Source organism: Moraxella sp. CTOTU47579 (assembly GCF_032004885.1).
GTDB classification, from domain to species: Bacteria; Pseudomonadota; Gammaproteobacteria; order Pseudomonadales; family Moraxellaceae; genus Faucicola; species Faucicola tetraodonis.
In genome coordinates, this window is the sequence record NZ_DALZOJ010000002.1 from 108,785 (window position 1) to 132,976 (window position 24,192).

The 24,192-nt window shown below is 44.0% G+C and carries 23 protein-coding genes; 16 read left to right on the top strand and 7 right to left on the bottom strand.

Annotation, left to right across the window (positions count from 1 at the left end; translation table 11 throughout):
• Positions 1-100: 100 nt before the first annotated feature.
• Together RTP55_RS01810 and RTP55_RS01815 are read right to left on the bottom strand one after the other, a co-directional pair.
• Positions 101-310, bottom strand: coding sequence for a CsbD family protein (locus tag RTP55_RS01810; protein ID WP_060995603.1), 210 nt, complete (start codon positions 308-310; stop codon positions 101-103).
• A 308-nt stretch (positions 311-618) separates the two neighbouring features.
• Complete coding sequence (locus tag RTP55_RS01815; RefSeq protein ID WP_065254139.1) at positions 619-1,107, bottom strand: FKBP-type peptidyl-prolyl cis-trans isomerase; 489 nt, start codon at positions 1,105-1,107, stop codon at positions 619-621.
• Between the two features lie 427 nt (positions 1,108-1,534).
• Between RTP55_RS01815 and RTP55_RS01820 the strand changes: the two genes are divergently transcribed.
• Positions 1,535-2,638, top strand: a complete 1,104-nt coding sequence (locus RTP55_RS01820; RefSeq protein ID WP_312114646.1) for an RNA-guided endonuclease InsQ/TnpB family protein — start codon at positions 1,535-1,537, stop codon at positions 2,636-2,638.
• Between the two features lie 13 nt (positions 2,639-2,651).
• On the opposite strand, the gene RTP55_RS01825 is transcribed toward RTP55_RS01820, so the two are convergent.
• Entirely contained in the window at positions 2,652-3,800 is a 1,149-nt protein-coding gene (locus RTP55_RS01825; protein ID WP_172823606.1) for an AI-2E family transporter, read from the bottom strand.
• A 230-nt stretch (positions 3,801-4,030) separates the two neighbouring features.
• Here RTP55_RS01825 and RTP55_RS01830 point away from each other — a divergent pair, with 230 nt between their 5' ends.
• From RTP55_RS01830 to RTP55_RS01860, 7 genes are all read left to right on the top strand, one after another.
• Positions 4,031-5,611: a peptide chain release factor 3 gene (locus tag RTP55_RS01830; protein WP_050325426.1), complete on the top strand. Its 1,581-nt coding sequence runs from the start codon at positions 4,031-4,033 to the stop codon at positions 5,609-5,611.
• A gap of 233 nt (positions 5,612-5,844) precedes the next feature.
• A complete protein-coding gene (locus tag RTP55_RS01835; protein WP_312383766.1) occupies positions 5,845-6,108 on the top strand; it encodes a hypothetical protein in 264 nt (87 codons plus the stop codon).
• Between the two features lie 114 nt (positions 6,109-6,222).
• Positions 6,223-6,450, top strand: a complete 228-nt coding sequence (locus RTP55_RS01840) for a hypothetical protein (RefSeq protein ID WP_312383767.1) — start codon at positions 6,223-6,225, stop codon at positions 6,448-6,450.
• Between the two features lie 148 nt (positions 6,451-6,598).
• Entirely contained in the window at positions 6,599-7,519 is a 921-nt protein-coding gene (locus RTP55_RS01845) for a TatD family hydrolase (RefSeq protein ID WP_312383768.1), read from the top strand.
• Between the two features lie 8 nt (positions 7,520-7,527).
• Complete coding sequence (locus RTP55_RS01850) at positions 7,528-8,328, top strand: tRNA threonylcarbamoyladenosine dehydratase (RefSeq protein ID WP_472796108.1); 801 nt, start codon at positions 7,528-7,530, stop codon at positions 8,326-8,328.
• 45 nt (positions 8,329-8,373) lie between these two features.
• On the top strand, positions 8,374-10,041 hold the full coding sequence (locus RTP55_RS01855; protein WP_312383770.1) for a GAF domain-containing hybrid sensor histidine kinase/response regulator: 1,668 nt from the start codon (positions 8,374-8,376) through the stop codon (positions 10,039-10,041).
• 170 nt (positions 10,042-10,211) lie between these two features.
• Positions 10,212-11,720, top strand: a complete 1,509-nt coding sequence (locus RTP55_RS01860; RefSeq protein WP_312383771.1) for a cation:proton antiporter — start codon at positions 10,212-10,214, stop codon at positions 11,718-11,720.
• A gap of 66 nt (positions 11,721-11,786) precedes the next feature.
• On the opposite strand, the gene RTP55_RS01865 is transcribed toward RTP55_RS01860, so the two are convergent.
• Positions 11,787-12,965 carry an iron-containing alcohol dehydrogenase gene (locus RTP55_RS01865; protein ID WP_312383772.1) on the bottom strand — a complete coding sequence of 393 codons (1,179 nt, stop codon included), beginning with the start codon at positions 12,963-12,965 and terminating at the stop codon, positions 11,787-11,789.
• A 394-nt stretch (positions 12,966-13,359) separates the two neighbouring features.
• Here RTP55_RS01865 and nemA point away from each other — a divergent pair, with 394 nt between their 5' ends.
• Positions 13,360-14,484 (top strand): N-ethylmaleimide reductase, encoded by a 1,125-nt coding sequence (gene nemA / locus RTP55_RS01870; protein ID WP_076775105.1) that lies wholly within the window; start codon positions 13,360-13,362, stop codon positions 14,482-14,484.
• 200 nt (positions 14,485-14,684) lie between these two features.
• On the opposite strand, the gene RTP55_RS01875 is transcribed toward nemA, so the two are convergent.
• Entirely contained in the window at positions 14,685-15,596 is a 912-nt protein-coding gene (locus tag RTP55_RS01875; RefSeq protein WP_050325433.1) for a LysO family transporter, read from the bottom strand.
• Between the two features lie 274 nt (positions 15,597-15,870).
• Here RTP55_RS01875 and RTP55_RS01880 point away from each other — a divergent pair, with 274 nt between their 5' ends.
• From RTP55_RS01880 to RTP55_RS01905, 6 genes are all read left to right on the top strand, one after another.
• Complete coding sequence (locus RTP55_RS01880) at positions 15,871-16,944, top strand: DUF475 domain-containing protein (protein WP_312383774.1); 1,074 nt, start codon at positions 15,871-15,873, stop codon at positions 16,942-16,944.
• A 340-nt stretch (positions 16,945-17,284) separates the two neighbouring features.
• Positions 17,285-17,860, top strand: coding sequence for a TerD family protein (locus tag RTP55_RS01885; protein ID WP_312383776.1), 576 nt, complete (start codon positions 17,285-17,287; stop codon positions 17,858-17,860).
• A gap of 192 nt (positions 17,861-18,052) precedes the next feature.
• Positions 18,053-18,805, top strand: a complete 753-nt coding sequence (locus RTP55_RS01890; RefSeq protein ID WP_282841822.1) for a TIGR00266 family protein — start codon at positions 18,053-18,055, stop codon at positions 18,803-18,805.
• A gap of 91 nt (positions 18,806-18,896) precedes the next feature.
• The gene (locus RTP55_RS01895) at positions 18,897-19,505 is read left to right on the top strand and encodes a TerD family protein (RefSeq protein WP_007115781.1); all 609 of its coding nucleotides are present in this window, start codon (positions 18,897-18,899) and stop codon (positions 19,503-19,505) included.
• Between the two features lie 277 nt (positions 19,506-19,782).
• Positions 19,783-20,874: a hypothetical protein gene (locus RTP55_RS01900; protein ID WP_312383779.1), complete on the top strand. Its 1,092-nt coding sequence runs from the start codon at positions 19,783-19,785 to the stop codon at positions 20,872-20,874.
• Complete coding sequence (locus RTP55_RS01905) at positions 20,871-21,146, top strand: RnfH family protein (RefSeq protein WP_065262955.1); 276 nt, start codon at positions 20,871-20,873, stop codon at positions 21,144-21,146. The genes RTP55_RS01900 and RTP55_RS01905 overlap by 4 nt, the downstream gene beginning before the upstream one ends.
• Before the next feature lie 87 nt (positions 21,147-21,233).
• Here the strand turns inward: RTP55_RS01905 and RTP55_RS01910 are convergent, their stop codons facing one another.
• Positions 21,234-21,617 carry an outer membrane protein assembly factor BamE gene (locus RTP55_RS01910; RefSeq protein ID WP_227522670.1) on the bottom strand — a complete coding sequence of 128 codons (384 nt, stop codon included), beginning with the start codon at positions 21,615-21,617 and terminating at the stop codon, positions 21,234-21,236.
• Between the two features lie 321 nt (positions 21,618-21,938).
• Between RTP55_RS01910 and fur the strand changes: the two genes are divergently transcribed.
• Positions 21,939-22,376 (top strand): ferric iron uptake transcriptional regulator, encoded by a 438-nt coding sequence (gene fur / locus RTP55_RS01915; RefSeq protein WP_201664863.1) that lies wholly within the window; start codon positions 21,939-21,941, stop codon positions 22,374-22,376.
• Between the two features lie 145 nt (positions 22,377-22,521).
• Here fur and murJ read toward each other — a convergent pair whose 3' ends face one another.
• Positions 22,522-24,108, bottom strand: coding sequence for a murein biosynthesis integral membrane protein MurJ (murJ, locus tag RTP55_RS01920; protein ID WP_312383782.1), 1,587 nt, complete (start codon positions 24,106-24,108; stop codon positions 22,522-22,524).
• Positions 24,109-24,192: the final 84 nt, after the last annotated feature.

The following is a 24,192-nucleotide window of genomic DNA, read 5'->3' on the forward strand; positions in this document are numbered from 1 at the left end:
TAAGGACCTTAAGGATGAGGTCAGTGATGCTAGGATAGCAGGTAAAAAAGCCATATCATCTGATATGGCTTTTTTACTTTGGAGGAGGAGTTAATCTATTCTAGAAACGATAGTCATGACGGGCTGACCAGTCGTCGATTTCTTTTTCTACCACATCTTCGGCGCGGCCATAACGCTCTTGGATTTTACCTGATAGCTTTTGGCGATTACCTTCCAATTGGGTAATTTCATCATCAGTTAAGTCACCCCAAGTTTCTTTTACAGCGCCTTTAACTTGTTCCCATTGACCTTTAATTGTATTCTCGTTCATGAGTAGTATCCTTTTTTGTAATTAATTTAATGCTATATAAATAATTAAAAATATATACCCAATCCTGCGTCTTTATTATTGCTTGGATTGTTTGTTGGGTATAAAACTATTATGCCTAAATCTAGCGCACAGTGTGTGGTAAAAACTGTAGTAAAGCATCAAAAAACGTAACTAAATCAATGATTTTGTAAATAATATCAAGCGTTTCTTACACCCCGTAAAAGTATTTCATAGGGTAAAATTTTGCACAAAAAAAGAAGGCTATAAATATAGCCTTCCATTTAATCTTTCTAAGCTTTAATGATAACTTAGTGGTGATGACCGCCTGCACCGTGTACGTGACCGTGTTGTAACTCTTCATCTGATGCATCACGAATGCTTGCCACTTCCACATCAAAATGAAGTTTTTTACCTGCTAGGGGATGGTTAGCATCAACAATCACTTTGTCCTCTTGTACATCTTTCACAGTGACTAACATCACATGACCGTCTTCAGTTTGCGATTGGAACTGCATACCTGGTTGGATATCTTCGACACCTTGGAAGTTTTCGCGTGGAACTTCTTGTACTGCAGCATCATCGAATTCGCCGTAAGCGTCTGCAGGTTCAATGCTTGCAGTAAATTTGTCGCCCACTGATTTGCCCGCCAATTGTGACTCAAGACCTGGAATAATGTTTTGGTAGCCATGTAAATACGCTAAAGGTTGACCTTCTGGTGATTGGTCAATGACGTTACCTTCGTCGTCTTTTAAGGTGTAATGAAAATGTACAACGTTGTTATTATTGATAGTAGACATCGCTAAAATTCCTTATGAATCAATGAATGGATTGGCAAATCGCTTTTTTGGCACAATAAATTAAAATTGCTAGGATTTTTCACTATCATTACCGTGAAAATCTTTGAACTTTTGGTTAAACCTCAAAATACGCCAAAAAGTGTTAATGTAAATTGTAACATCAATCATTAAAAATTTGGCAGTTATAGACTTTAAAACACATTTTTAATCATTCAACCATACAACACTGTAACAATAAAGTCGTGTTCTGTTATTAATGGCGATAAGATTTAAAAATTCAATTTATCGGGCAAATTATTTGTTAAAGAGTCCTGTAGCCAGTAGGTGATTTTATCAGCCGTTGCCGTAAAACCACCGCCTTTAGGCGGTGGATATAAGGCAACTTGTACACTATAACGCTTGCATAAATTTTGCTAAAATAATTTGCATGAAAACACTCAAGCTACGCATACGAGATAAACACACAGCAAAGCTTAACCGCCTAAGTGGTTCGGTCAATTTCGTATGGAACTACGTCAATGACTTGAGTTACAAGCATCTGCAAAAAACTGGGAAATTCTTTTGTGCCTATGATCTAAACGAATACACCAAAGGTAGCGGTGAACTGCTAGGCTTGCATAGTCAAACTATTCAAGCCATTAACGAAACCCACGCCAAATCGCGTCGCCAATTCAAAAAAGCCAAACTAAACTGGCGAACCAATAACCCAAGCTCTAAGCGTAAAAGCTTAGGTTGGCTACCGTTTAAACAATCTGCCATCAAACACATCGCCACACACCAAATTGGTAAAAAAGGCTTAAAATCCACCTTACAGCTTAGTTTAGCCAAAGGACAAAAACTAGTCATTGACCTATGGGACAGCTACAACCTTAGCCTATATCAAATCAACACTTGCGAGCTAGTCCAAGACAGCCGTAACCGTTGGTATGCCTGTATCACCGTCAAAGACTATCCCAAGACACAATGCGGAACGGGTAGCGTAGGCATTGACTTAGGGCTTAAAGACAGTGCCACTACCTCAAGCGGTGACAAACTCACCATCAAGCAAACGCTCAAATATGCCAAAGCATTAGCTACCGCTCAACGTGCCAAAAACAAACAGCGTGTCAAGGCAATCCATGCCAAAATTAAAAATACACGCCAAGACCTCATACACAAATTCACCACAGGGCTAGTTAAGAATAACGCCCTAATCGTGGTTGGTGATGTAAAAACCACCCAATTTAACAATAAAAAAGGCAAACTAGCCAAGTCGGTTTACGATGCAGGTTGGTTTGAATTGAAACGACAACTGACCTATAAGTGCGAGAACGCAGGTTGTCGTTTTGAAATCGTATCAGAGCGATACACTACCCAAACTTGCTCGTGCTGTGGCGATATGTCCAGTAGCTTGAGCGGTAGAGCAGGTTTGCGAATAAGAGAATGGACTTGTGCAAAGTGTGGCACATGGCATGATAGAGATATTAATGCCAGTCGGAACATTCTTGCGGTCGGGCTTGACCGTCTTGCAGAAGGAATCCCCTCACTTTAGGGAGGGGAGGAAGTCAAATAACCCAGCCCCTATCTGCCAAAATGCGTTTGATTTGGGCATAAATCACTGGCGCGCTGATCAGTCCCGCTAACCCAAACGTTGCTTCAAGCACCAAAATAAATAACAACAATTCCCAAGCAGACGCTCGGATTTTGTGACCAATGATTTGCGCATTTAAAAAGTATTCAAGTTTATGAATGCTCACCAACCACACAAGCGATAAAATGCTGATGCCAAGCCCGTGAGTGAGGCTGAGCAAAACGATAACAATGTTTGAGACCAAATTACCAACGACAGGGAATAGCCCTGCGCAAAAGGTGATAAGCACAACGGTCCAAGCCATCGGTAGCGGATGACCGAGTAGCGGTAATATGCCTAGCAAAAACACCGAGGTTAAGATGGTATTGATACTAGAGATTTTGACTTGTGCAAAAAACACATCATTAAACCCCATGATAAGTTCATCAAATTTTTGGCGCAAATGCTGGGTAAATGGGGTTTTATGCGCTGCACTATTCACAGGTACTTGCAATGCCACAATACAACCAATCACGACACCCGCTAGCACATAACCAAGCCCGCGTAACGTATGAATACCCACTAGCTGTAGTTGTGGCGCATGACTTTTGATAGTACTCATGAGCATAGCTTGAAATGAACTGACCGAAATGGGTAGATGCTGAGAGATACTTGCGGGTAGTAGGGTATGAAGCTGGTCAAATATGTCCAATATCTGTCGGATAAGCTTATTAAAGACATCAACACTGGCTTTATCAGCAATCCAATCGCCAAATACATACACAGTAAGTGAAATCAAAGTCGCCAAAATGGCAATAGCAAACCATTCTGCGACTTTACCCATACGCTGCTGACGCGAGGCGCTATGCACATAGGCAATGACATGCCGATGAATCCAACCAGCAATGCCGCGAATCAGTGCATAAGTAATTAAGGTGGCAAAAAGCACTAAAGTCAGGTGGAGCAATAGCACAGGCAGCCAGACAACAATCACACTGCTAATCGCTAACAAAAAACTTTTCATATCTGACCACTGTAACCGATCGTTGGTCAAAAAAGAATCGCTCAAATGAGCACTGGTCGAAACTTTGTTTTTATTTTCAAGTGCGGGTTCAGGATTGTTGCCAAGTGGTTCAGCGGTCATAAATAACATCTTAATAAGGTAAAAAAAGATGAGATAAAACTAACACAATTTTAGTGATTAAAGTATTAGATTTATGACAAAATTTTGTCAAAATCGCGCGCACAATGCGCAATAATCACCCATGAAAATCGCAATCAAACGTAAAATCGGCTACAATATGCCATATTTTTTATTCTTTCTTTTATCAGTTATCAAGCCTCGCTACTTTTAAGTCAAATAAGTCAAACACTATGTCACTACATTCTGAAATCGCTAAACGCCGCACTTTTGCTATTATCTCGCACCCCGATGCCGGTAAAACCACCATGACCGAAAAATTACTGCTGTGGGGGCAAGCAATTCAGCGCGCAGGTGAAGTCAAATCACGCAAAACCGACAAACACGCAACATCTGACTGGATGAGCATGGAGCAAGAGCGTGGTATCTCGATTACCACCTCTGTGATGCAGTTTCCCTATGCCGACAACATGGTCAATCTGCTAGATACCCCAGGTCACGCCGACTTTTCAGAAGATACCTATCGTACCTTAACTGCTGTGGACAGCGCACTGATGGTGATTGATGGGGCAAAAGGGGTCGAAGAACGAACTATCAAGCTGATGGAAGTATGTCGGATGCGTGACACGCCGATTATCTCATTTGTCAACAAGCTTGACCGCGAAATCCGTGACCCGTTATCACTGCTTGATGAAATTGAAAACGTCCTAAAAATCCAATGTGTGCCGATGACGTGGCCGATTGGTACAGGTCAGCACTTTGTTGGGGTGTACAACATCAGCGAGGATAAAACCTACTTTTATCAAAAAGGTCATGGTACTGAGATTGTCGAGATTGAGAGCCGTGACGGCTATGACTATCCAGACGTCCGCGAGAGAATCGGTGAAATTGCCTTCCGTGAATTTGAAGAAAGCCTAGAGCTTGCAAAAATGGCACATGAGGATTGGGATGTCGATGAATTTTTGACCGGTAAACAAACGCCTGTGCTGTTCGGTACTGCGTTGGGTAACTTTGGCATTAACATGGTGCTTGATGTACTGACCCAATACGCCCCAGCACCTAAAGACCATGACACAGTCGAACGCACTGTCAAAGCCGATGAAGAAAAATTCTCCGGCTTTGTCTTTAAAATTCAAGCCAACATGGACCCAAAACACCGTGACCGTATTGCCTTTATGCGGGTGTGTTCAGGCAAGTACGAAAAAGGCATGAAAATGAAACATGTGCGCTTGGGCAAAGAAGTACGCATTTCAGATGCCTTGACGTTTTTGGCAGGTGACCGCGAAGCGCTGGAAGAAGCGTATTCGGGTGATATCATCGGCTTACATAATCACGGCACCATCCAAATTGGCGATAGCTTTACCGAAGGTGAAACTTTAAACTTCACAGGCATTCCCCACTTTGCGCCAGAATTGTTTCGCCGTGTGGTACTTAAAGACCCGCTTAAGTCAAAACAACTGCAAAAAGGTCTACAGCAGCTATCAGAAGAAGGTGCCACCCAAGTATTTATGCCGCAAATCAACAATGATTTGATTTTGGGCGCGGTAGGGGTGCTACAGTTTGAAGTGGTCGCGCATCGCCTCCTTGAAGAATATAAAGTGCAATGTACCTTTGAGCCTGTGTCGATTGCGACGGTGCGCTGGGTGCATTGTGATGATAAAGTGGCGTTTGAGAAGTTTAAGAAAAAAGCCCACGACCAGTTATCGGTCGATGGTGGTGGGTATTTGACCTATCTTGCCCCAAGCCGGGTTAATCTTAAATTGATGCAAGAGCGTTATCCAGAAATCACCTTTAGCGCCACCCGTGAGCATTGATACATTCATGGTGATAACTGCAGAAAAGCTGACAAACCCTGTCAGCTTTTTTCAACCTTAAAAGGATTTTACCCAATTTACCAAACGATAACCCAATGAGTGCAAACAATAAATATTGGTAACCTAATTACTTTAGTAAAACGTTTAAATTTTGGCTACAATAAACCCATTAGCGATAACTACTAATTTAAATAATTTAAAATTTTAACAACTACAACAATAGTGAGGATACTATGCAATTTCCCAATGGTGTAAACAAATCAAACCTTATTAAACTTGGCGTACTTGGTGCCGCTTACTATATGTTAAAAGGTCGTAACAAAACCCAGCCGACCATTGAAAACAAGGCCGGAAACCAAGCAAATAATCCGGCACCGGTTGACAATGAGCCTGCTGACAATGCTGCGGTAAATTCAAATGGCACGAAATCTGCCAAGACTACCGCATTTACCATGGGTAAAGAGCTAGCTGCTAAAGTATTGGGTAAAAAATTCTAAAACTTATCAATTACTTATAAAATTACGTTATCATATAACAGCTATATACATAACGGCATTTGAAAACAGCCCATTAGTCCACCATTAAACGGGTATCGACTGATGGGTTTTTTTATGGCATTACTGTTAAAAGCTAAGGTTGAAAAACTAAGGCAGGGAAAGGAAGGTATGAGAATGTCGAGGGTGATTAAACTAGGGGTTGCTGCGACAGCTTTATTGTTGATACCTAGACGCAGTAGTCCACAGGCTGATAAAGTTACCAAGTCCCCTAAAAGTCTATCCGCTACAAATAAACTTGAGCCGCCTATCAATAAAAATACTGAGCAGGATAACCATAACTAAAACAATGGCTAAAGTTTTTATGTAAAGCTATGGGCAGATAACAAATAAAGGATAAATAGATGACGTGCGTGGGCTGCACCGCAATTGACGGTGCCTTACAGCGAGCTAAACGGCAATGTCAAACCACAGTATTTGAAATGATATGACTATGATAAATGATCCGACTTGCTCGTTTGATTTGCCATTACCATTACCATTAATTGATACGCATACCCATTTTGATGTGGATAGCTTCGATCATGACCGCGAGATCCAATCACAATTGGCATGGGATAATGGCGTTCATCATCTGGTTTTGATAGGCTTTTTAGCAAAGTATTTTGCACAAATGGTGGCGTGCCAACAGCAAATGCAAGGTTATGGGCAGCAAGGCAAAGCCACACCTTTGGCGCATTTAGCTTTTGGGTTGCATCCTTTTTATATCACGGAGCATAAAGACAACGATTTGCAGCGGCTAGAGCAGTTTATCCAGCAATATTCACCCATTGCGATTGGCGAAATCGGGCTTGATACTTTTACTGCACCGATGAAAACTGCGGAAAATTACGCTAGGCAGCAAGATTTTTTTGGTCAGCAACTTGAATTGGCAAAACACTACCAACTGCCTGCGCTGCTACATATTCGCCGCGCGCATGGCGATGTGATTAAGATGTTAAAAGCACAAAAATTCACCCAGGGCGGGATTGCCCATAGCTTTAGTGGCGGCATCCAAGAAGCCAAAGCGCTGGTCAATTTGGGCTTTAAAATCGGCATCACCGGGCAAGTGACCAATCCGAATGCCAAAAAACTGCGCCACACTCTTACAGAGCTTGTGAAAACCATTGGGCTCGATGCTATTGTGATTGAGACGGACTGCCCAGACTTTACACCGCTGCCCTGTCATGAGACGCACGGTAGGCGCAATGTACCTGCCAATCTGCCGTACGTGTTGACAGCGTTATCAGACTTATTGAAAAAAGATCAATCACGGCTCGCCGAGCAGCTGTGGCAAAATAGCTGCGCTGCACTACAAGTCACTTGGGATTATCCTATCCCAAACAAATTGAATATAAACCCTGACCAAGATTAAGATAAACCATGACAATGACAGCCGAAATGACGCCTGATATGACATTAACTGATGCCCAATACCAACGCCGTTTTGCGGGCACCCAAAAACTGTATGGTGCCGCGCAATTTAGTAAGTTTGAGAATCTGCATGCGTATATAGTGGGCGTGGGCGGGGTGGGCTCATGGGCAGCTGAGGGACTGGCTCGTACAGGTGTGGGCGAGATGACATTAATTGACATGGATGTGCTAGTAGCTTCCAATGTCAATCGACAATTACCCGCTACCGATAGCAATTTTGGTAAAAGCAAAATTGAAGCCATGGCAGCACGTATCAAAGAAATCAATCCCCATATCAAATTACATTTGATTGACGATTTTTTGAGCAAAGATAACGTACAATTGTTAATACCTAATCGTGCCTTGCAATCACAGCTTAAACAGTCAGGTAAACAGCTTGTGGTGTTAGACTGTGTCGACGATATGAATGCCAAGCTTGCGCTTGCGCTACATTGCCGATTCAATAAATTAAAGTTAATTATGGCGGGTGGGGCAGGTGGTAAGACGGACCCGACCCAAATTCAGGTGGCAGATCTTAAGGATACTTACCAAGATCCGTTACTGGCTAAAGTCAGACAGCGACTTCGTCAAGATTATGGTATCAATCGTACGATGAAAGAAAAATTCGGTATCCGTTGTGTGTTTTCATCACAGCCGCCGATTGTTGATAAGTCTTGTCAAGCAGGTGGTTTGCATTGTGGTGGTTATGGATCGGCCGTTGCCGTGACCTCAGTGGTGGGGATGATGTTGGTTGCTGAAGCGTTAAAATAACCTCAGCGTTTAAATTTTATCACGTAGTAGGACGGTGTTAACGAGATGATATCATATCCTATAGCAAGCAATGAAAAACAGCGTCTAGCGGTATTGGATGAGTACCATATCATCAAGACGAACAAAGAAGCCGAATTTGAGCGTATTAGCGCTTTGGCTAAGGCATTTTTTGGTACTAAGATTGTCGCCATTACTTTTTTGGATGCTGATATACAATTTTTTAAATCAAGAATTGGTCTAAAAGAACCTTCAACCAGCCGTGATGTTGCTTTTTGCAATTACACCATTACACAAAACGACACCTTTGTCACGCTCGATACTCACCAAGATACCCGATTTAAAAACAATCCTTTGGTTACCGGTTACCCTTATATTCGGTTTTATGCTGGTGCACCCATCCTGGTTCACGACAGTCAAGGTAGGGAATTTGCTTTGGGTGCGCTGTGTGTGATTGACGACCAGCCGCATCAAGATTTTGATGCCAATCAACAACACGTGCTAGCAGATTTGGCGGCGATGGTCAGTGATACCTTAAAATTACGTCAGCAGCGTTACAAAGCTGAGCGCGCCGATGAGGTAAAGACCGCATTTTTGGCCAATATGAGCCATGAAATTCGCACGCCGATGAATGGTATCATGGGCATACTTGAATTGCTTGAGCAGACACCGCTTGATACGCAGCAGCAACACTATATCAAATCGATTAAAACATCCAATGAGCATCTGCTTACCATCGTCAACGATATTTTAGATTTATCCAAAGTAGAATCAGGTAAGATACGTTTTGAGAGTATCCCCGTTGATTTAGCACAGCTATGCCAAGACGTGTATCAATGCTTTTTAGCCCCTGCAAAAGACAACAGCGTGGAACTAACCTTCGATTACCCTGATAACTTGCCCAAATATGTCAACACCGATCCGGTGCGCCTGCGACAGATTTTAATGAATCTAGTCAATAACGCCATCAAATTTACCGCAAAACAGGGTAAAGTGACCATTCAAGCCATGAATGACTGTGATAAGCACCAAATCAAATTTAATGTGATTGATACGGGCGTTGGCATCAAGCCTGAATCATTGGCAGTGATTTTTGATGCGTATAATCAAGCTGATAAGTTTACCCATCGTTTATATGGGGGTACAGGGCTAGGGCTATCTGTGTGCAAAGCGTTGGCAGAAGGGATGGGCGGCACGATTAAGGTAACCAGTGAAAAAAATAAAGGCTCGACCTTTACCCTATCTCTACCAATGATAGCAACTGATGAAATCAGCTATCAGCAGTGGCACCAAAGTCATGATGAAACCAAAATACAACCGCTAGAACGTCTGCCTGCCCATGTTCTGCTAGCAGAAGACAATGAGCTAAATGCCATGGTCGCGGTCAAAAGCCTAAAAAAATATGGCTATGAAGTCACCCGAGCCAAAGATGGGTTAGAAGCCGTCAATTTTTATAAAGCTGACCCTAGCAAATATCACATTATTTTGATGGATCATCAAATGCCCATCATGGATGGGGTGGAAGCCACCAAAATACTCAAACAGTCGTTCAATCAGTTGCCGCCCATCATTGCAGTGACGGCACACGCCATGCATGGGGACAAAGAAGTATATCTTAACGCGGGTATGCAAGATTACTGTACCAAGCCCTATAAGCCTGAAGCGCTTGATGTGATGATTCAGCGCTGGCTGCATCATGTCGCCAACACGGTTTAAGAGATATTAATCACAAAAATTGCTTGCATTTGCGCCAACAATTGCTTACGGTAAAACCCTACCACAGTTTGTGGTAGGGTTTTATTTTTGTTGAAGTATTTTTGCTTTGTCACGGCTAAAAATGGCTTTGGTGACAGTGTTTTATAGAATTAAGAGCTAAAAAAACGCCTATGGGAAATTTTATTTTTTTACAAATTTTTGCAGCCGTTTGTGCCTTGTCCATCATTACCACGCTATTTAACAAGCGGATTTTGGACTTTCCACAAGCCATTGGGGTGCCCATTGTGTCGGCGCTACTGGTTTTTATTTTGCAGTGGAGCGCAAGCCTGCTCAATGGCAACGAGTTTATTACCATCAATATCACCAGTATCCAAAATGCGGTGCGTGATATCGATCTTTACGATTTTTTAATCAATGGGGTGATTTGTTTTATTTTGACGTCATCGGCGCTGACGTTTAAGGTGTCCGATCTCAAAAACTATTGGAAACCGATTGGGATTTTGGCAAGTATCGCATTGGCACTGTGTGCGCTGTTTTTTGCAAGCCTTATGTTTGGCTTTCAGTGGCTCACAGGGGCAAATATCCCGTTTGCAGTATTGCTGTTATTGGGCGCGGCACTGGGTGCGACTGACCCGATTGGCATTAAAGGCGTGCTTAGCTCTATCAAAGCGCCGCGCCATTTGATGATTAAGCTAGAAGGTGAGTCGCTGTTCAATGATGCGGTGTGTATTGCGCTGTTTATGACTATTTTGCATGGTCTGCAAGGCAATGGCTTTAGCATCGTGACCACAGTAGAAGTGTTATTGTATGAAATCGTGGTCGCAGGGATTATTGGTTGGTTTTTTGGGCAAATGACGCTGCGTATCTTAAGCGGTAAACACGAGATGGAGTCACTGATTTTGACCACGGCATTTTTGGCGTGTGGGTCGTATTTGGTGGCATTATATGCCCATGCTTCCGCGCCGATTGCTTGTGTGGTCGGTGGCTTGATTGTCGGTAACCGTTGGCACCAGATTTTAGAAGAAGGTGAAATCACCTATGTGAATCACTTTTGGCACGCCATTGAGGGGATTATCAATTCATTTTTATTTACCCTTATCGGTCTGGAGCTGTTTATTTTAGAGCTAAATACCTCGTTGATTTTGGGCGGTGTGGTGGCATTTATTTGTCTGCATTTATCCCGTTTTTTGGCAAATTTTGCGTCATTTAGCCTGTTGTCTGATGTCCGAAAAACCAGTTATAACGGCAGTTTGACGATTTTATCGTGGGGTGGGGTACGCGGGGCGATTTCTTTGGCGTTGATTTTATCGGTTTCTAACGTCCCAGAATTGCAGCCTTATAGCAGCTTTTTGGTGGGTTATACCTTTATCGTGGTATTGATGTCCGGCGTGGTATGTGGTCTTGGGCTACCTGCAGTGATGAATGCGTTTTATCATAACCCTAACGAACCCACGACAGGTTTTGCAGGGTGGTATCAAAGGCTAGTTAAACGCTTTAATCGCAAAGGCTACCAGTATGTGCTCAGCGAAGATGAGCAGGGCAATGAAGTGATTACCCGTTACCAGCCGCCGCCTGTGGTGATTCAAGAGACGCCTAGTAGTGTCGGTATGGCATTGCCACTGCCAAAAGTGATTGATAAAGATGGGCATGATGAATTGGCAAATCCCAACGGGTTTTAACTGTTGCTACCACAAAAAAAGACCTAGCAAATGGCTAGGTCTTTTTTTATACCATTTTTTATATCATCAAATCGCTGCGCGCAAAATCCGCTCAGACACTGCCAAATCATTGCTACGATGTTCACCAAGTTTGACCATATTATGTTCTTCTAATTGGCTTAAAATTGGCGCAATTGCAGACGCATCAAGGTCGGCATCTGACAATCTCACCGGTAAGCCAAGCTCGCGGAAAAAGTTTTCGGTGTTGACAATCGCTTGTTCGATTTTATCCTCATCGCTACCTTCAGTGATATGCCAAACGTTTTTGGCGTACTGTAGCAGCTTGTCTTTTTTGCTATCTTTGAGCTCACGCATCACCCCAGGCAATACAATGGTCAAGGTGCGGGCGTGGTCAACACCGTGTAGGGACGTGAGTTCATGCCCAATCATATGGGTGGTCCAGTCTTGTGGTACGCCAGTGCCAATGAGACCATTGAGTGCCATTGTCGCTGTCCACATGATGTTCTTACGCGTTTCCATGTCGTTAGGGTTGGCTTTGACGGCACGGCCTTCTTCAATCAAGATTTTGAGCAGACTTTCAGAGAAACTATCTTGGACTTTGGCATTGACTGGGTAAGTTAGATACTGCTCCATCACATGCACAAACGCATCGCCCACGCCATTCATCACTTGACGCTCAGGTAGCGTTAAGGTTTTGGCAGGGTCAAGAATCGAAAACTGCGGGAATACTAGCGGGTTACCAAAAGGCAATTTGGCATGACGCTCGCTATGGTTGATAACGCCGCCTGAATTCATCTCTGAGCCTGTTGCAGGAATGGTGAGTACAGTGCCGAGCGGTAGCGCATTTTGAATATCACGGGTATATCCTTTTAATGCTTCCCACGCTTTTTCATGGTCTTTGTCGTCATCTAAGGTGGCAGTCAATGCAACAAATTTGGTGCCATCAAGTACTGAGCCACCACCGACAGCGAGCAAAAAGTCAATGTTATTGGCATGTACCATATCGACGGCTTTCATCAAGGTATTAAATTCTGGATTTGGCTCAATACCGCCAAATTCAAAGATTTCACGTTGTTTACCTTGTAGCGCGGTTTTGACCTCATCGAGTGTGCCGGTTTTTTTGGCAGAGCTGCCGCCATAGGTGATAAGTACACGGGCATTGTCAGGGACAAGATTGGCGAGTTCTTTGATTTGACCTTCGCCAAATACGATACGCACAGGGTTGTAATATTGGAAATTATTCATGCCGATCCTTAAGAATTTGTTATTGTTAATACATTGCCACTTGTAAAAATGCACCATGGCACTTATTAAGTAAACGTTACGCTCAAACACAGCGCTATCATAGAATAAAATAGTGAAAGCAATTGCAATAATTTGTCTAAAACTCGCAAAAGCTTTTTAAAAACAAATGATTTGTAAAACAAATGCTTGCTAAAACGTAGTCTTTGCTCAAGCTTCTAACAGCAGATTAACCTGTGAAAATTATGCTGTGACGACGTTTGCTAGCAACGTATATAAGTCTAAAATCCTTATAAACAAGGATGCTGCAGCAATTTTTTTATCAAGTTCGTTATAACTTGAAGCTAGCAGCGTCCAATAACTCAACGAAAGATGAATCAACAATCACGAGGAATGTATGTCTTACTCCGCTCTTCTATCACCGATTAACGTGGGCGCGATGCGCTTGCCAAACCGCGTCTTTATGGCGCCATTGACCCGTCTGCGTAGTGCTGATTTGCCAAATGGAACAAAAAATATTGGTGGCTTGCCAACGCCACTCATGGCAACCTATTATACCCAGCGCGCTAGCAGTGGTTTGATTATCACAGAAGCCACTGATATCTCAGCCGATGCCAAAGGCTACGCAGGTGCGCCCGGTGTTTTTAGTGACGCACAAATTGCAGGCTGGAAAATGATTGCTGATAGCGTACACCAAGCAGGCGGTCATATCGCTATGCAGCTATGGCACACGGGGCTAGTATCGCATTATAGCTTACGCCCACAAGGTCAGCCGCCTGTATCAGCATCGACCGTGGATTTGGGTGATGCGGTACGCACCTCGTTAAAAGATGACGAAGGCAAAGTATACCGTGTGACTGCCACGCCAGCGCGTGAGATGACCACCGCAGAAATCAAACAAACCGTCGATGATTTTGCCAGCGCCGCGCGTAATGCGATTGAAGCGGGCATGGATGTTATTGAAATCCACGGTGCACATGGGTATTTGATTCATCAATTCTTGTATGAGAGCGTCAACCAACGTAGCGATGAATACGGTGGTAGCTTAGAGAACCGTATGCGCTTTTTGAAAGAAATTTTGACCGCAGTCACTAACGCCATTGACAGTGACAAAGTAGGTATCCGTATCTCGCCACTGGGTCAATTTAATGGTGTGGATGCCGGTAGCGAAGACGATGCATTAGCAATCATCAAACTGATTGATAGCTTTAACCTAGCCTATTTACATATTTCTGAGCCAGACTGGGCAGGTGGAAAACCCTTTACCGCAGAATTCCGTCGCCAAATTCGTGATGCTTATCACGGCGTGCTTATCGGTGCAGGTGGCTATACGGCAGAAAAAGCAGACGCGCTAATTCGTGATGGCTTAATTGATGCGGTCGCTTTTGGTCGTAGTTATATTGCAAATCCAGATTTGGTTGAGCGTTTTCAGCAAAATGCGCCGCTTAATCAACCAAACCCAGCCACTTTTTATGGTGGCGATCAAGAGGGCTATACGGATTATCCTGCGTTAGCCCAATAATTGTACTAGCAAAAATAATCGTATTAGCGAATATGAAAACCCCGATTGTGTGACGACATGAGCGGGGTTTTTTATTGGGCTAATAACACAAACAAATGTTTTTTACTAAACTTATCTATCATGAAAGGTCTGCATTATGTGACCGTACGCAGCCCGTATGGCGACCAACAAGTTGAGTTTTGCGCGTATTGATTGTGTGATTAGCCAAAACTTGAAAATACCACCATTAACACCGGTGAGATGATATTGACCAAAAATCCAAAGCTCATGGCAAGCGGAACTACTTCATTCCCCCCTGAGCTTTGGATGACCGGCAAAGTAAAATCCATGGTGGTTACCCCGCCTAAACCCACCGCCGTGGTGGGGTATTTGCCAATCAGCATAGGGATAAACAGTAGCGCCGTGAACTCACGTAACAAATCATTGAGCAATGCCACACTTCCCCAAACTGCGCCATACGCATCAGTCATGATAATTCCCGACAACGAATACCAGCCATAGCCAGAGGATAGCGCTAAGCCTTGGGTGAAGGTCACATCAGGCATTATCAGTGCATACACTAAACCACCGACTGCCACACTGAGACAAAAAATCACACAGGCTTGTACGCCGCGTTTGTTGACCAATACCTGCCGCAACGTCATCCCCGAATGCGACAACTGAAAACCCACCAACAAAATCAGCAAAATCAACAAGCCCTTGATGATGCCATCAATCGGCAAATCCGTTATTGGCAATAATTTGCCTAGTACAAAACCCAATACCACACAGCCCAACTGAACGAGACTTCCGGTGATGCTAAAACCTGCTTGGCTATGCTCATGGGGGAGGGCACGTTGCCAAGGATGCAGCCTGTCAAATATCAGCAAACTGATAAAACCTGCCCCTAGGGTACAAATCGCCAATATCGCCACATTGGTGCCAATAAACCCAATCTGCGCCCATAAGTCAGGAATCTGCGACAACGAAAGACCAATAAAGGTTAAAATCACAAACACCAAGTTGGTCAGTAGCTTGTCTACCAGCGGCATGAATCGTTGCGGTAATGGCAGCAAAAACCCGACCACCAAGGGGGTAAGAATCAGAACAAGGGTGATAAAGTTTTCTAACATACCGCGACGCTTCCAAACAGGGTTTAAACACAGGCTAATCGCAATATTTTGCAGTTAGCACTTGGTTTAAAAAATTAAAAGTGGCTATTGTACCCATAAATGCATCAAGTTGGCGAATATTTGCCATAATGCGTGGTTTAAGCGTGCAATCAATTGTTTGGTAACACATTTGTAGTATGATTGAACAAATAGTTGTGTAAGATAGGCACATCCAATCATCTTACGCGTTAGATGACTTTATTAGCCGTTAATTTTTTCAATTTGTAGGATTGTTATGAGACATTTTTATTTTGATATTGTCTTTACCACGATTGCATTGGCAATTGCAGCGTGGTGGGGTTTTTCACATGGTGGTGTCAGTGCCATGCTTTCAGCGTTATTTATCACCTTGATTCTGGCAGTGATGGAAATCTCGCTGTCGTTTGACAATGCCGTGATTAACGCCTCGGTACTCAAAACCTGGGATAAGTTTTGGAAAATGATTTTCTTGACTGTGGGTATCCTTATCGCGGTATTTGGTATGCGTCTGGTATTCCCGATTGTCATCGTCGCGGTGACTGCCGATATGGGCATGATGGATGTCATCAACATGGCGCTCAACAACCCGAAAGAATACTCTGCCAAACTGATGGAGCATCATGCAGAGATTGCCGCATTTGGTGGGATGTTCTTGTTGCTCGTCTTTTTAAACTTCATCTTTGATGAAAAAGAAGTGATGTGGTTTGAATGGTTAGAGCGTAAATTGGCACGATTTGGCAAAGTCGATGCCATGAGCGTGTTTGTCGCCTTGGTACTACTAATGACCGCCTTATATTGGGTGGAAGACGCCAAAAAAGCAGTGGTGTTAACCGCAGGGGTATTTGGTATTTTGATTTATCTAGCCACCAATGTGTTATCAAGCCTTTTAGAAGGGGCGGGTCATGATGATGAATCAACCCCCGATGTGATTGAAGGCAAAGAAGTCGCGGGCGCGATTGCCAAAGGCGGTATCGCAGGTTTCTTGTATCTAGAAGTACTCGATGCGTCGTTTAGTTTTGATGGGGTGATTGGTGCGTTTGCCATTACCAATGACGTGATTATCATCATGCTCGGTTTGGCAATTGGTGCGATGTTTGTGCGATCCATGACCATTTTCTTGGTAGAAAAAGGCACGCTTGATGAGTTTGTTTATCTAGAGCATGGCGCGCATTATGCGATTGGCGCGTTGGCGGTCATCATGCTATTGGCAACTGTGCATATCGAAGTGCCAGAAATCGTGACGGGTTTGATTGGGATTGCCTTTATCGTATGGGCAGTGATTAACTCTATCAGTTACCGTAAACGCGAAGCAGCCTTGGCGAAACACTGAAAGACGCTAAAAGGCGCTAAACAGACTGAGGCTCATGCCTAAGAGTAGCGGTATTTAGGATGCTGGCTTGAGCTTAATATCCCTTAAGCTTTTGACACATAAATATAACAGCTTAATGTAGCCGAATGGTGGACAAATTCTACCACCAAAGGTATAGTTAAAACGTGAGTTTCGGCTCACGTTTTGTTTTTTTAGGCGATTTTTTACGGTGTTTGAGTCTTTTATTCTGGGCGCGCTTTTGTTCTAGGCACTTGTAGTCTGAGCGTGAAAGGCGCAGCGCATGACAACGGACATCGATTTTCTTATTTGATTTCAAAAATTTATTACAAAGGATAAAACAATGGCAATTAGCTTAACCAAAGGTGGTAATGTTAATTTATCAAAGGAAGCACCGAATTTAACCAACATGGCCGTTGGTCTTGGCTGGAACCCACGTGCCACTGACGGGCAAGCCTTTGACTTAGACGCGGTCGCGTTTTTGGTCAATGAATCGGGTAAAGTACGAACAGATGCAGATTTTATTTTCTTTAACAACCTAAAATCATCCGATGGCTCAGTAGAGCATACGGGTGATAACCGCACCGGTGAAGGCGATGGCGATGATGAAGTCATCAAAGTAGATTTGTCTAAAGTCCCAGCTGATGTAAGCAAAGTGGTATTTTGTGCGGTGATTTATGAGGGTCAAGCGCGTAACCAAAACTTTGGTCAAGTAGCAAACGCTTATATTCGCATCGTGAATACCCAAGGCGGCGCCGAAGTGGCTCGTTATGATTTGTCAGAAGACAGCAGCACCGAGACGGCGATGATTTTTGGTGAGCTTTATAAAAACAATGGCGAGTGGAAATTCCGCGCGGTTGGACAAGGTTTTGCTGGCGGTTTAGGGCCATTGGCTGCGTCATATGGCGTTGCTGTTTAGTTTTTTGGCTAAAAATTTTTAACATTTTTTTAACAATGGGGTGGCATCGGCTTGCCCCTTTTTTTCAGCATAACCATTTTTCTAGCCTGAGCGCTTTTTAAGCTTGAGCACTTTTTAAGCCTAAGTGCTTTTTTAAGTTCAGCTACTTTTATTATCATTTTTGCCACCTAGTCTATAAGGATACATTAACCTATGGCAGCGACGTTTAGTATGATTGGGACGATTGAGCCATTTTTGCATTGTAATCTCAAAAAAGGCGATTCGATTTATTGCGAATCCAATGCCATGGTTATGATGGAGTCAAATCTTGAGCTTAAAGGTCAAATGCGTGGCGGCATCATGCAAGCTTTGATGCGCCGATTTGCCAATGACGAGTCGATTTTTCAACAGCAAATTGAAGCGGTCAATGGTGAGGGTGACTGCTTACTCGCGCCCACACTTGATGGCGATATGCAAATCTTAGACGTCGGTGCCAATCAGTATACGCTTAGTGACGGTGCCTTTGTGGCAGCGACTAATGGCGTTGATTTGCGTGCCAATATACAGCGCAATTTAGGCGGCGCTGTATTTGGCGATACGGGGGGCTTTATGGTCATGCAAACGCAAGGTCAAGGTCAGCTCGTGGTATCGGGGTTTGGCTCTTTGTTTGAGATTGATGTCACGACTGATAAAGATGTGATTATTGATAATGGTCACGTGGTATGCTGGGATAGCCGACTGCAATATAGCCTATCAATGGCAACCAGCCAGAAAAAAGGCTTTTTGGGCAATATCATCAATTCAGTCACGAGCGGCGAAGGCATGGTACTAAAGTTCTCAGGTCAGGGCAAAGTAGTGATTTGCTCGCGCAACCGTGATACTTACCAAGGCTGGATTCAAAGTTTACTGGGGTCAAACTCAGGCGGACGCGGTGGCAATGAAGGTATTTTGGGCGGTTTGTTATAATCAATTTGTGCTAAACCGTTATTAACCTCTTAAAACATAGCTTAAAACATAGCTAGATAGAATAGTAAAAAAATAAAATAAGGAAACCAACATGGCAGTGAATTTATCGAAAGGTCAAAAAATCTCGTTAGAAAAAGAAGCAGGTGGCGCACTCAGTCAAATCAAAATGGGTCTGGGTTGGGATGTCGGTGCTGCGCCGCAAAAATCAGGTGGATTTTTGGGTGGCTTGTTCGGTGGTGGTGGCAGCGCAGGCGGCAGCATTGACTTGGATGCGTCGTGTATCATGCTTGATGCCAACAAACAAATGGTGGATGCGATTTGGTTTGGACAATTGCAGTCAAAAGACAGTAGCATACAACACACAGGCGATAATCGCACTGGTGCTGGTGATGGCGATGACGAAGTGATTAATGTTAATTTATCTCGTATCCCTGACCATGTGCAAGCCTTGGTTTTTACTGTCAATAGCTTTACGGGTCAAACTTTTGCCACGGTCAATAATGCGTTTTGTCGTTTGGTGAATGCTAGTAATAACAGTGAAGTTGCCCGTTATGATTTGTCAGCCCAAGGCAGTCATACAGCGCTGATTTTGGCAAAAATTTATCGTCATAACGGTGAGTGGAAAATGCATGCCATTGGTGAAACCGCGTCAGGTCGTACCTTTCATGATTTAATGCCTGCGATTTTACCGCACGTGTAACCGCGCTTTTTAATATGAAGCAATAATGTGAAGCCATAAAGTAAGCCCTGTGACAAGCAGGGTTTTTTATTTTGACCACTATTTTTGATAAGTTTGTGTGGATTTTGCGTTGGTGGGTTTTGCATACGGTGTGGGTTTGCTAAAATAGCGGCGATTTAGTTTTGCACTGTTAAATTTTACAGTCATTTTTTTAAAATCACTTTCTTAAAATCACTTTAGCGAAGCGAATCAAATAATTTTGTGACAATAAACCACCGCTACAAAGGAATCCAACACCATGCCATTTAATCGTTTACAGCCGATTTTGATAGCAAGCTTGCTGCCGCTGCTGGTTTTTACTTGGTTTAGCCGTGACTACATTGGGCAGATTGATTTTTGGTTGTTGTGGCTGGTGGCGATGACCTTGGTCGGGTTGCCATTGGTGTTTGCAGAAATTGGTTTGGCGCATCGTAGTGGTACGTCGCCGCTGGTCGGTTTGCCCATGCTGACCCGTGAAGCTGACGTGTCAACGGTTTGGCGCGGGTTTGGTTGGTTGACTATTGTGCTGTTGCTGGCGGTTGTGGGGCATTTACTGGCGAGTAGTGGCGAGATTATCCATCCGCTGGTGAGCAATATTGCTCTGCCTGCCTTGTTAGCCATCATGGTGCTGATAGTGATTGGTTTGAGTTTTATCAAGCATTTGGCAGGTTGGTTGGCGGTCGGTTTTGCCGTTGCCGCGTTGGTTGTCAATGTCATGCAGGGTGGGTTTGTGGCGTGGCAGGTGACAGCGACGTCCTTGACGGAGTGGGCAGGGGCGGTAGTGTTAGCGCTAGTCTGTGTGGGCGCAGGTACGGGATTATACTGGCATGCGCGCACCCACCAAATGCTCACGATGAGCAATACGGCTGCCGATGACGCACGCGAATCCGCGAGTCGTTATGTGTTACCTGTGTGGAGTTTTCAGTTATTAGTGGGTGCGCTGATTGCCATGACTTTATCGCCAAACAGCACGATGGCGGCAGTGCTGAATGCATTGGCAATGCTGGCAGGGGCGGCTTATTTACTGCATATCTTGACCCATCAAGTGTCATTACGTTGGCAACAACAGCAATTTAATTTTTTGGCATTGGTGGTATTGGCAGTGCTTAGTCTTGCGCTAGCCATGGTACCAACTGCTTGGCTCAATCAGCTGATTATCGTGATAAGTTTAGTCACGGCGGTATGGCTAGCCGTATTTGCAGGCTGGCAAATGAAAATCAGCCATTTGCGCAAATCATTGAATTTTAGCTCAGAAGGCTTATATAACCTTTGGCGCATTGCGGTGCGTATTATTGTGCCATTGGCGGTGATTTTGGCGATGGTGGGGTGGGTGCTAGGATTGGCAAAATGATTACTGTTGATATAGCCTTTGCGCCTGATAGCCAAACACAGTTGCGGTTAACCCTGCAACTTGCTGATGATAGCCGCGTGATTGATGCAGTCAATGCAACAGGCTGGCAACAGCAGTATCCGCAGATTTTTAGCTATAGTGTCGGTGTGTTTTCCCATAAACTAGACTGGCAAAGTGCGATCAACACAGGCGATAGAATCGAAATCTATCGCCCTTTAACCATCGACCCGCAAAACAAACGCAAATTACTGTCCAAAAAATCCAACCGATGAGGGTGTGAGCCGGTATTATTGTGTAGCGCACAAAAAAAGCCAATCACAGCATCACGGCAATGATTGGCTTTTTTTAGTCAGAAAAACTTACTGAGTCACCGCTGGGCGCTCGATACGGGTGACAATACCATTTTGGTCAAAATAAATTTTGGCGTATTGTTGGGCGTTATGAATCGCTGGCTTGTTGGCGCGTTTGGCGTTAGTACCTGGGGTAAAATCATACAGGTAATCCCAACGTACTGGATTTAGGGTGTCTCTAAAGGTTGGGCTACCTAGTATATACAGCACTTGATTGGCATTCATACCCACTTGCACTTGGCTTAATTTGTCTTCATGAATCGGCTTGCCTTGTGGGATATCGATTTTGTACACGCTAAACCATGAGCAACCTGGTAATACGCTGACGCTGCTAATTACGGCAACCAAAGGCAGGACTGCCAGTTTTTTTGATAGTGTTGTGATAGATGTCATTTGTCAAACCGCTTTGAGATGGTGAACGATAAAATTTACGACTTATCATACGTGATTTGGGTTTTTTTGCCTACCTATTGACCCCAAAATTTAAATTATTTTACATACAGTTAATGTTTGGGTGTAAAACGCCGCGGTGTTTTGGTATTTGGCGTTCTGGTGGTTGGCATACTTTGTCTATAGTCTGCATTCGCCCGTTATCTTTCAACGGGCGCTTTTGCCAGTGATGTCACGTTTTTTTACTGTGGGATTTTATCGAATTTGTTATTATAGTTATAATTTTCAGTTTATAAGCGACACCTGATAGGTGCGAGGATTTATATGTCGTCTTTTACCAACCAAGATTTGCGTCGTGCCGGTTTGAAAGTCACGTTACCGCGTTTGAAAATTTTAGAATTGCTAGAAAAAGCCGAATCCCATCACATGAGCGCGGAAGATGTGTATAAAGCCTTGATGGAGCACGGTGAAGACGTGGGGCTTGCGACTGTTTACCGCGTGTTAACCCAGTTTGAACAAGCGGGGATTGTCGAGCGTCACAATTTTGAAAACAACTTGTCGGTATTTGAAATCGCCAAAGATGAGCACCATGACCACTTGGTATGTGACCAATGCGGCAAAATCATTGAATTTCACAATGAAGAAATCGAAGCGCTGCAAGAAAAAGTCGCCAAAGACTTTGGCTTTACCCTATCAGGGCACTCGCTGGTACTATATGGAATTTGTGATAATAAAGACTGCCAAAATTCGATAAAGCGCTAATGTCTTGGTGGGTTGATGCCTGAATCGGTTAAAAAATTTACGTGCAAAGATCAGTCACAAAACTCAATTAAAAACTTCAGTTAAAAAAAGCGGCTAGATAAATTTTATTTAGCCGTTTTTTTGTCTGTTTTCCGTTGTCTATTGTTTATTGAACGCTATGATGCGGTCTTAGTTCTGATAGCCTAAAGCCAGCGATTAATAGCGCTGCGCCATACACCATAGCGCCCACCACACACAGCGCCAATAGTGCAACAATACGAATACCTTGATGCGCGGTAATCGGGAAAAAATGAATACCAGCGGCAAGTGCCAACCCCATCGCCCCATTTGCCATGGCAAAGATAACCGCTAATCGTCGCCAAGCCGCACCAAACCGATAAATACCTTGGGTATGTAAATAAAAATATAACAGCGCCGCATTGATAAAAGACGCCAGCGTATTGGCAAGCCCTAGCCCGGCATGGGGTGCGATTTGCCACTTTTTAAATAACCCAGCCAGTATTAGGCTTAACACGACATTGGCAATCACGCTAATCACACCGACTTTGACAGGGATGCGACTGTCATGACGGGCAAAAAAAGCCGGGGCAAATATTTTAATTAGCATAAATGCCAAAATCCCACCCGATAAGCACTGTAGCGCAAGCCCACTCATCATGGCATCTTGCCGTACAAATTCCCCATGTTCAAACAGGGATATCATAAGCACATTACTAATCATGCCAAGCGCGATGGATGCAGGCACGCCGACCAACACCGTCAGCCGCGTCGCCCAATCTAGGGTGTGTCTAAATTGTTGATGGTCATCGCTTGCGATACTTTTGGATAGACTGGGCAGAATCACCGTACCAATCGCCACCCCAATCAGCCCTAGCGGCAGCTCACTCATCCGCTCTGCGGTATAAAGCCAAGAGACCGAGCCATCAACCATGGTTGAAGCCAGTACCGTGTTGACCAGCATATTGATTTGGGTGACTGATACCCCAAACAGCGCAGGAAGCATGAGTTTTAAAATCCGTCGCACGCCAGGATGACGAAAGCTAACCTTTGGCATCACCAGCAGCTGATGGCTATGCAATTGCGGCAATTGAATCAATAGCTGCAGCACACCTGCCACCGCAACGGCATAACCGACTGCCAAAATTGGCTTGGCAAGCAGCGGCGCTACCCAAATCGCGCCCACAATCATACACACATTTAAAATCACCGGTGCAAAGGCAGGCAAGGCAAACCGCCCCACGCTTTGCAAAATACTACTAGCAAACGCGGTCATGGCGATAAATAACAAATAAGGAAAGGTGATACGAAGTAGCTCAACTGCGGTTGTAAATTTGCTAGGCTCATGCAGATACCCCACCGCAAACACAGCAATCACGGCGGGCGCGAAAATGACTATCACGGCGGTTAAGCCTGATAAAATCAACAATAACGTACCTGCCACCCGACTGATAAGAATTTGAATGCCGAGCAAGGCTTTTTTGCTATCGGCCATGTCGTTATCTTGGGCTTGGTGTTGATAATCGGATAGTACAGGGACAAAAGCTTGGGCAAAAGCGCCTTCAGCGAACAGCCGCCGCAAAAAATTGGGCAATTTGAAGGCCACCAAAAACGCATCCATCATGCCACCCGTACCAAACACGCTCATCAATACCATGTCGCGAATCATACCCAAGATACGTGAAAATAACGTAAAGAAACTAATAATAGCGGTGGATTTGATAAGTTTTGACATGAAAGAATCGCTGCAAGTTTTGCCGAGAAGTGGGTGTGATAATTGAATTTTGTAGTTTGATTTGGGCACTATTATCTTGCCAAA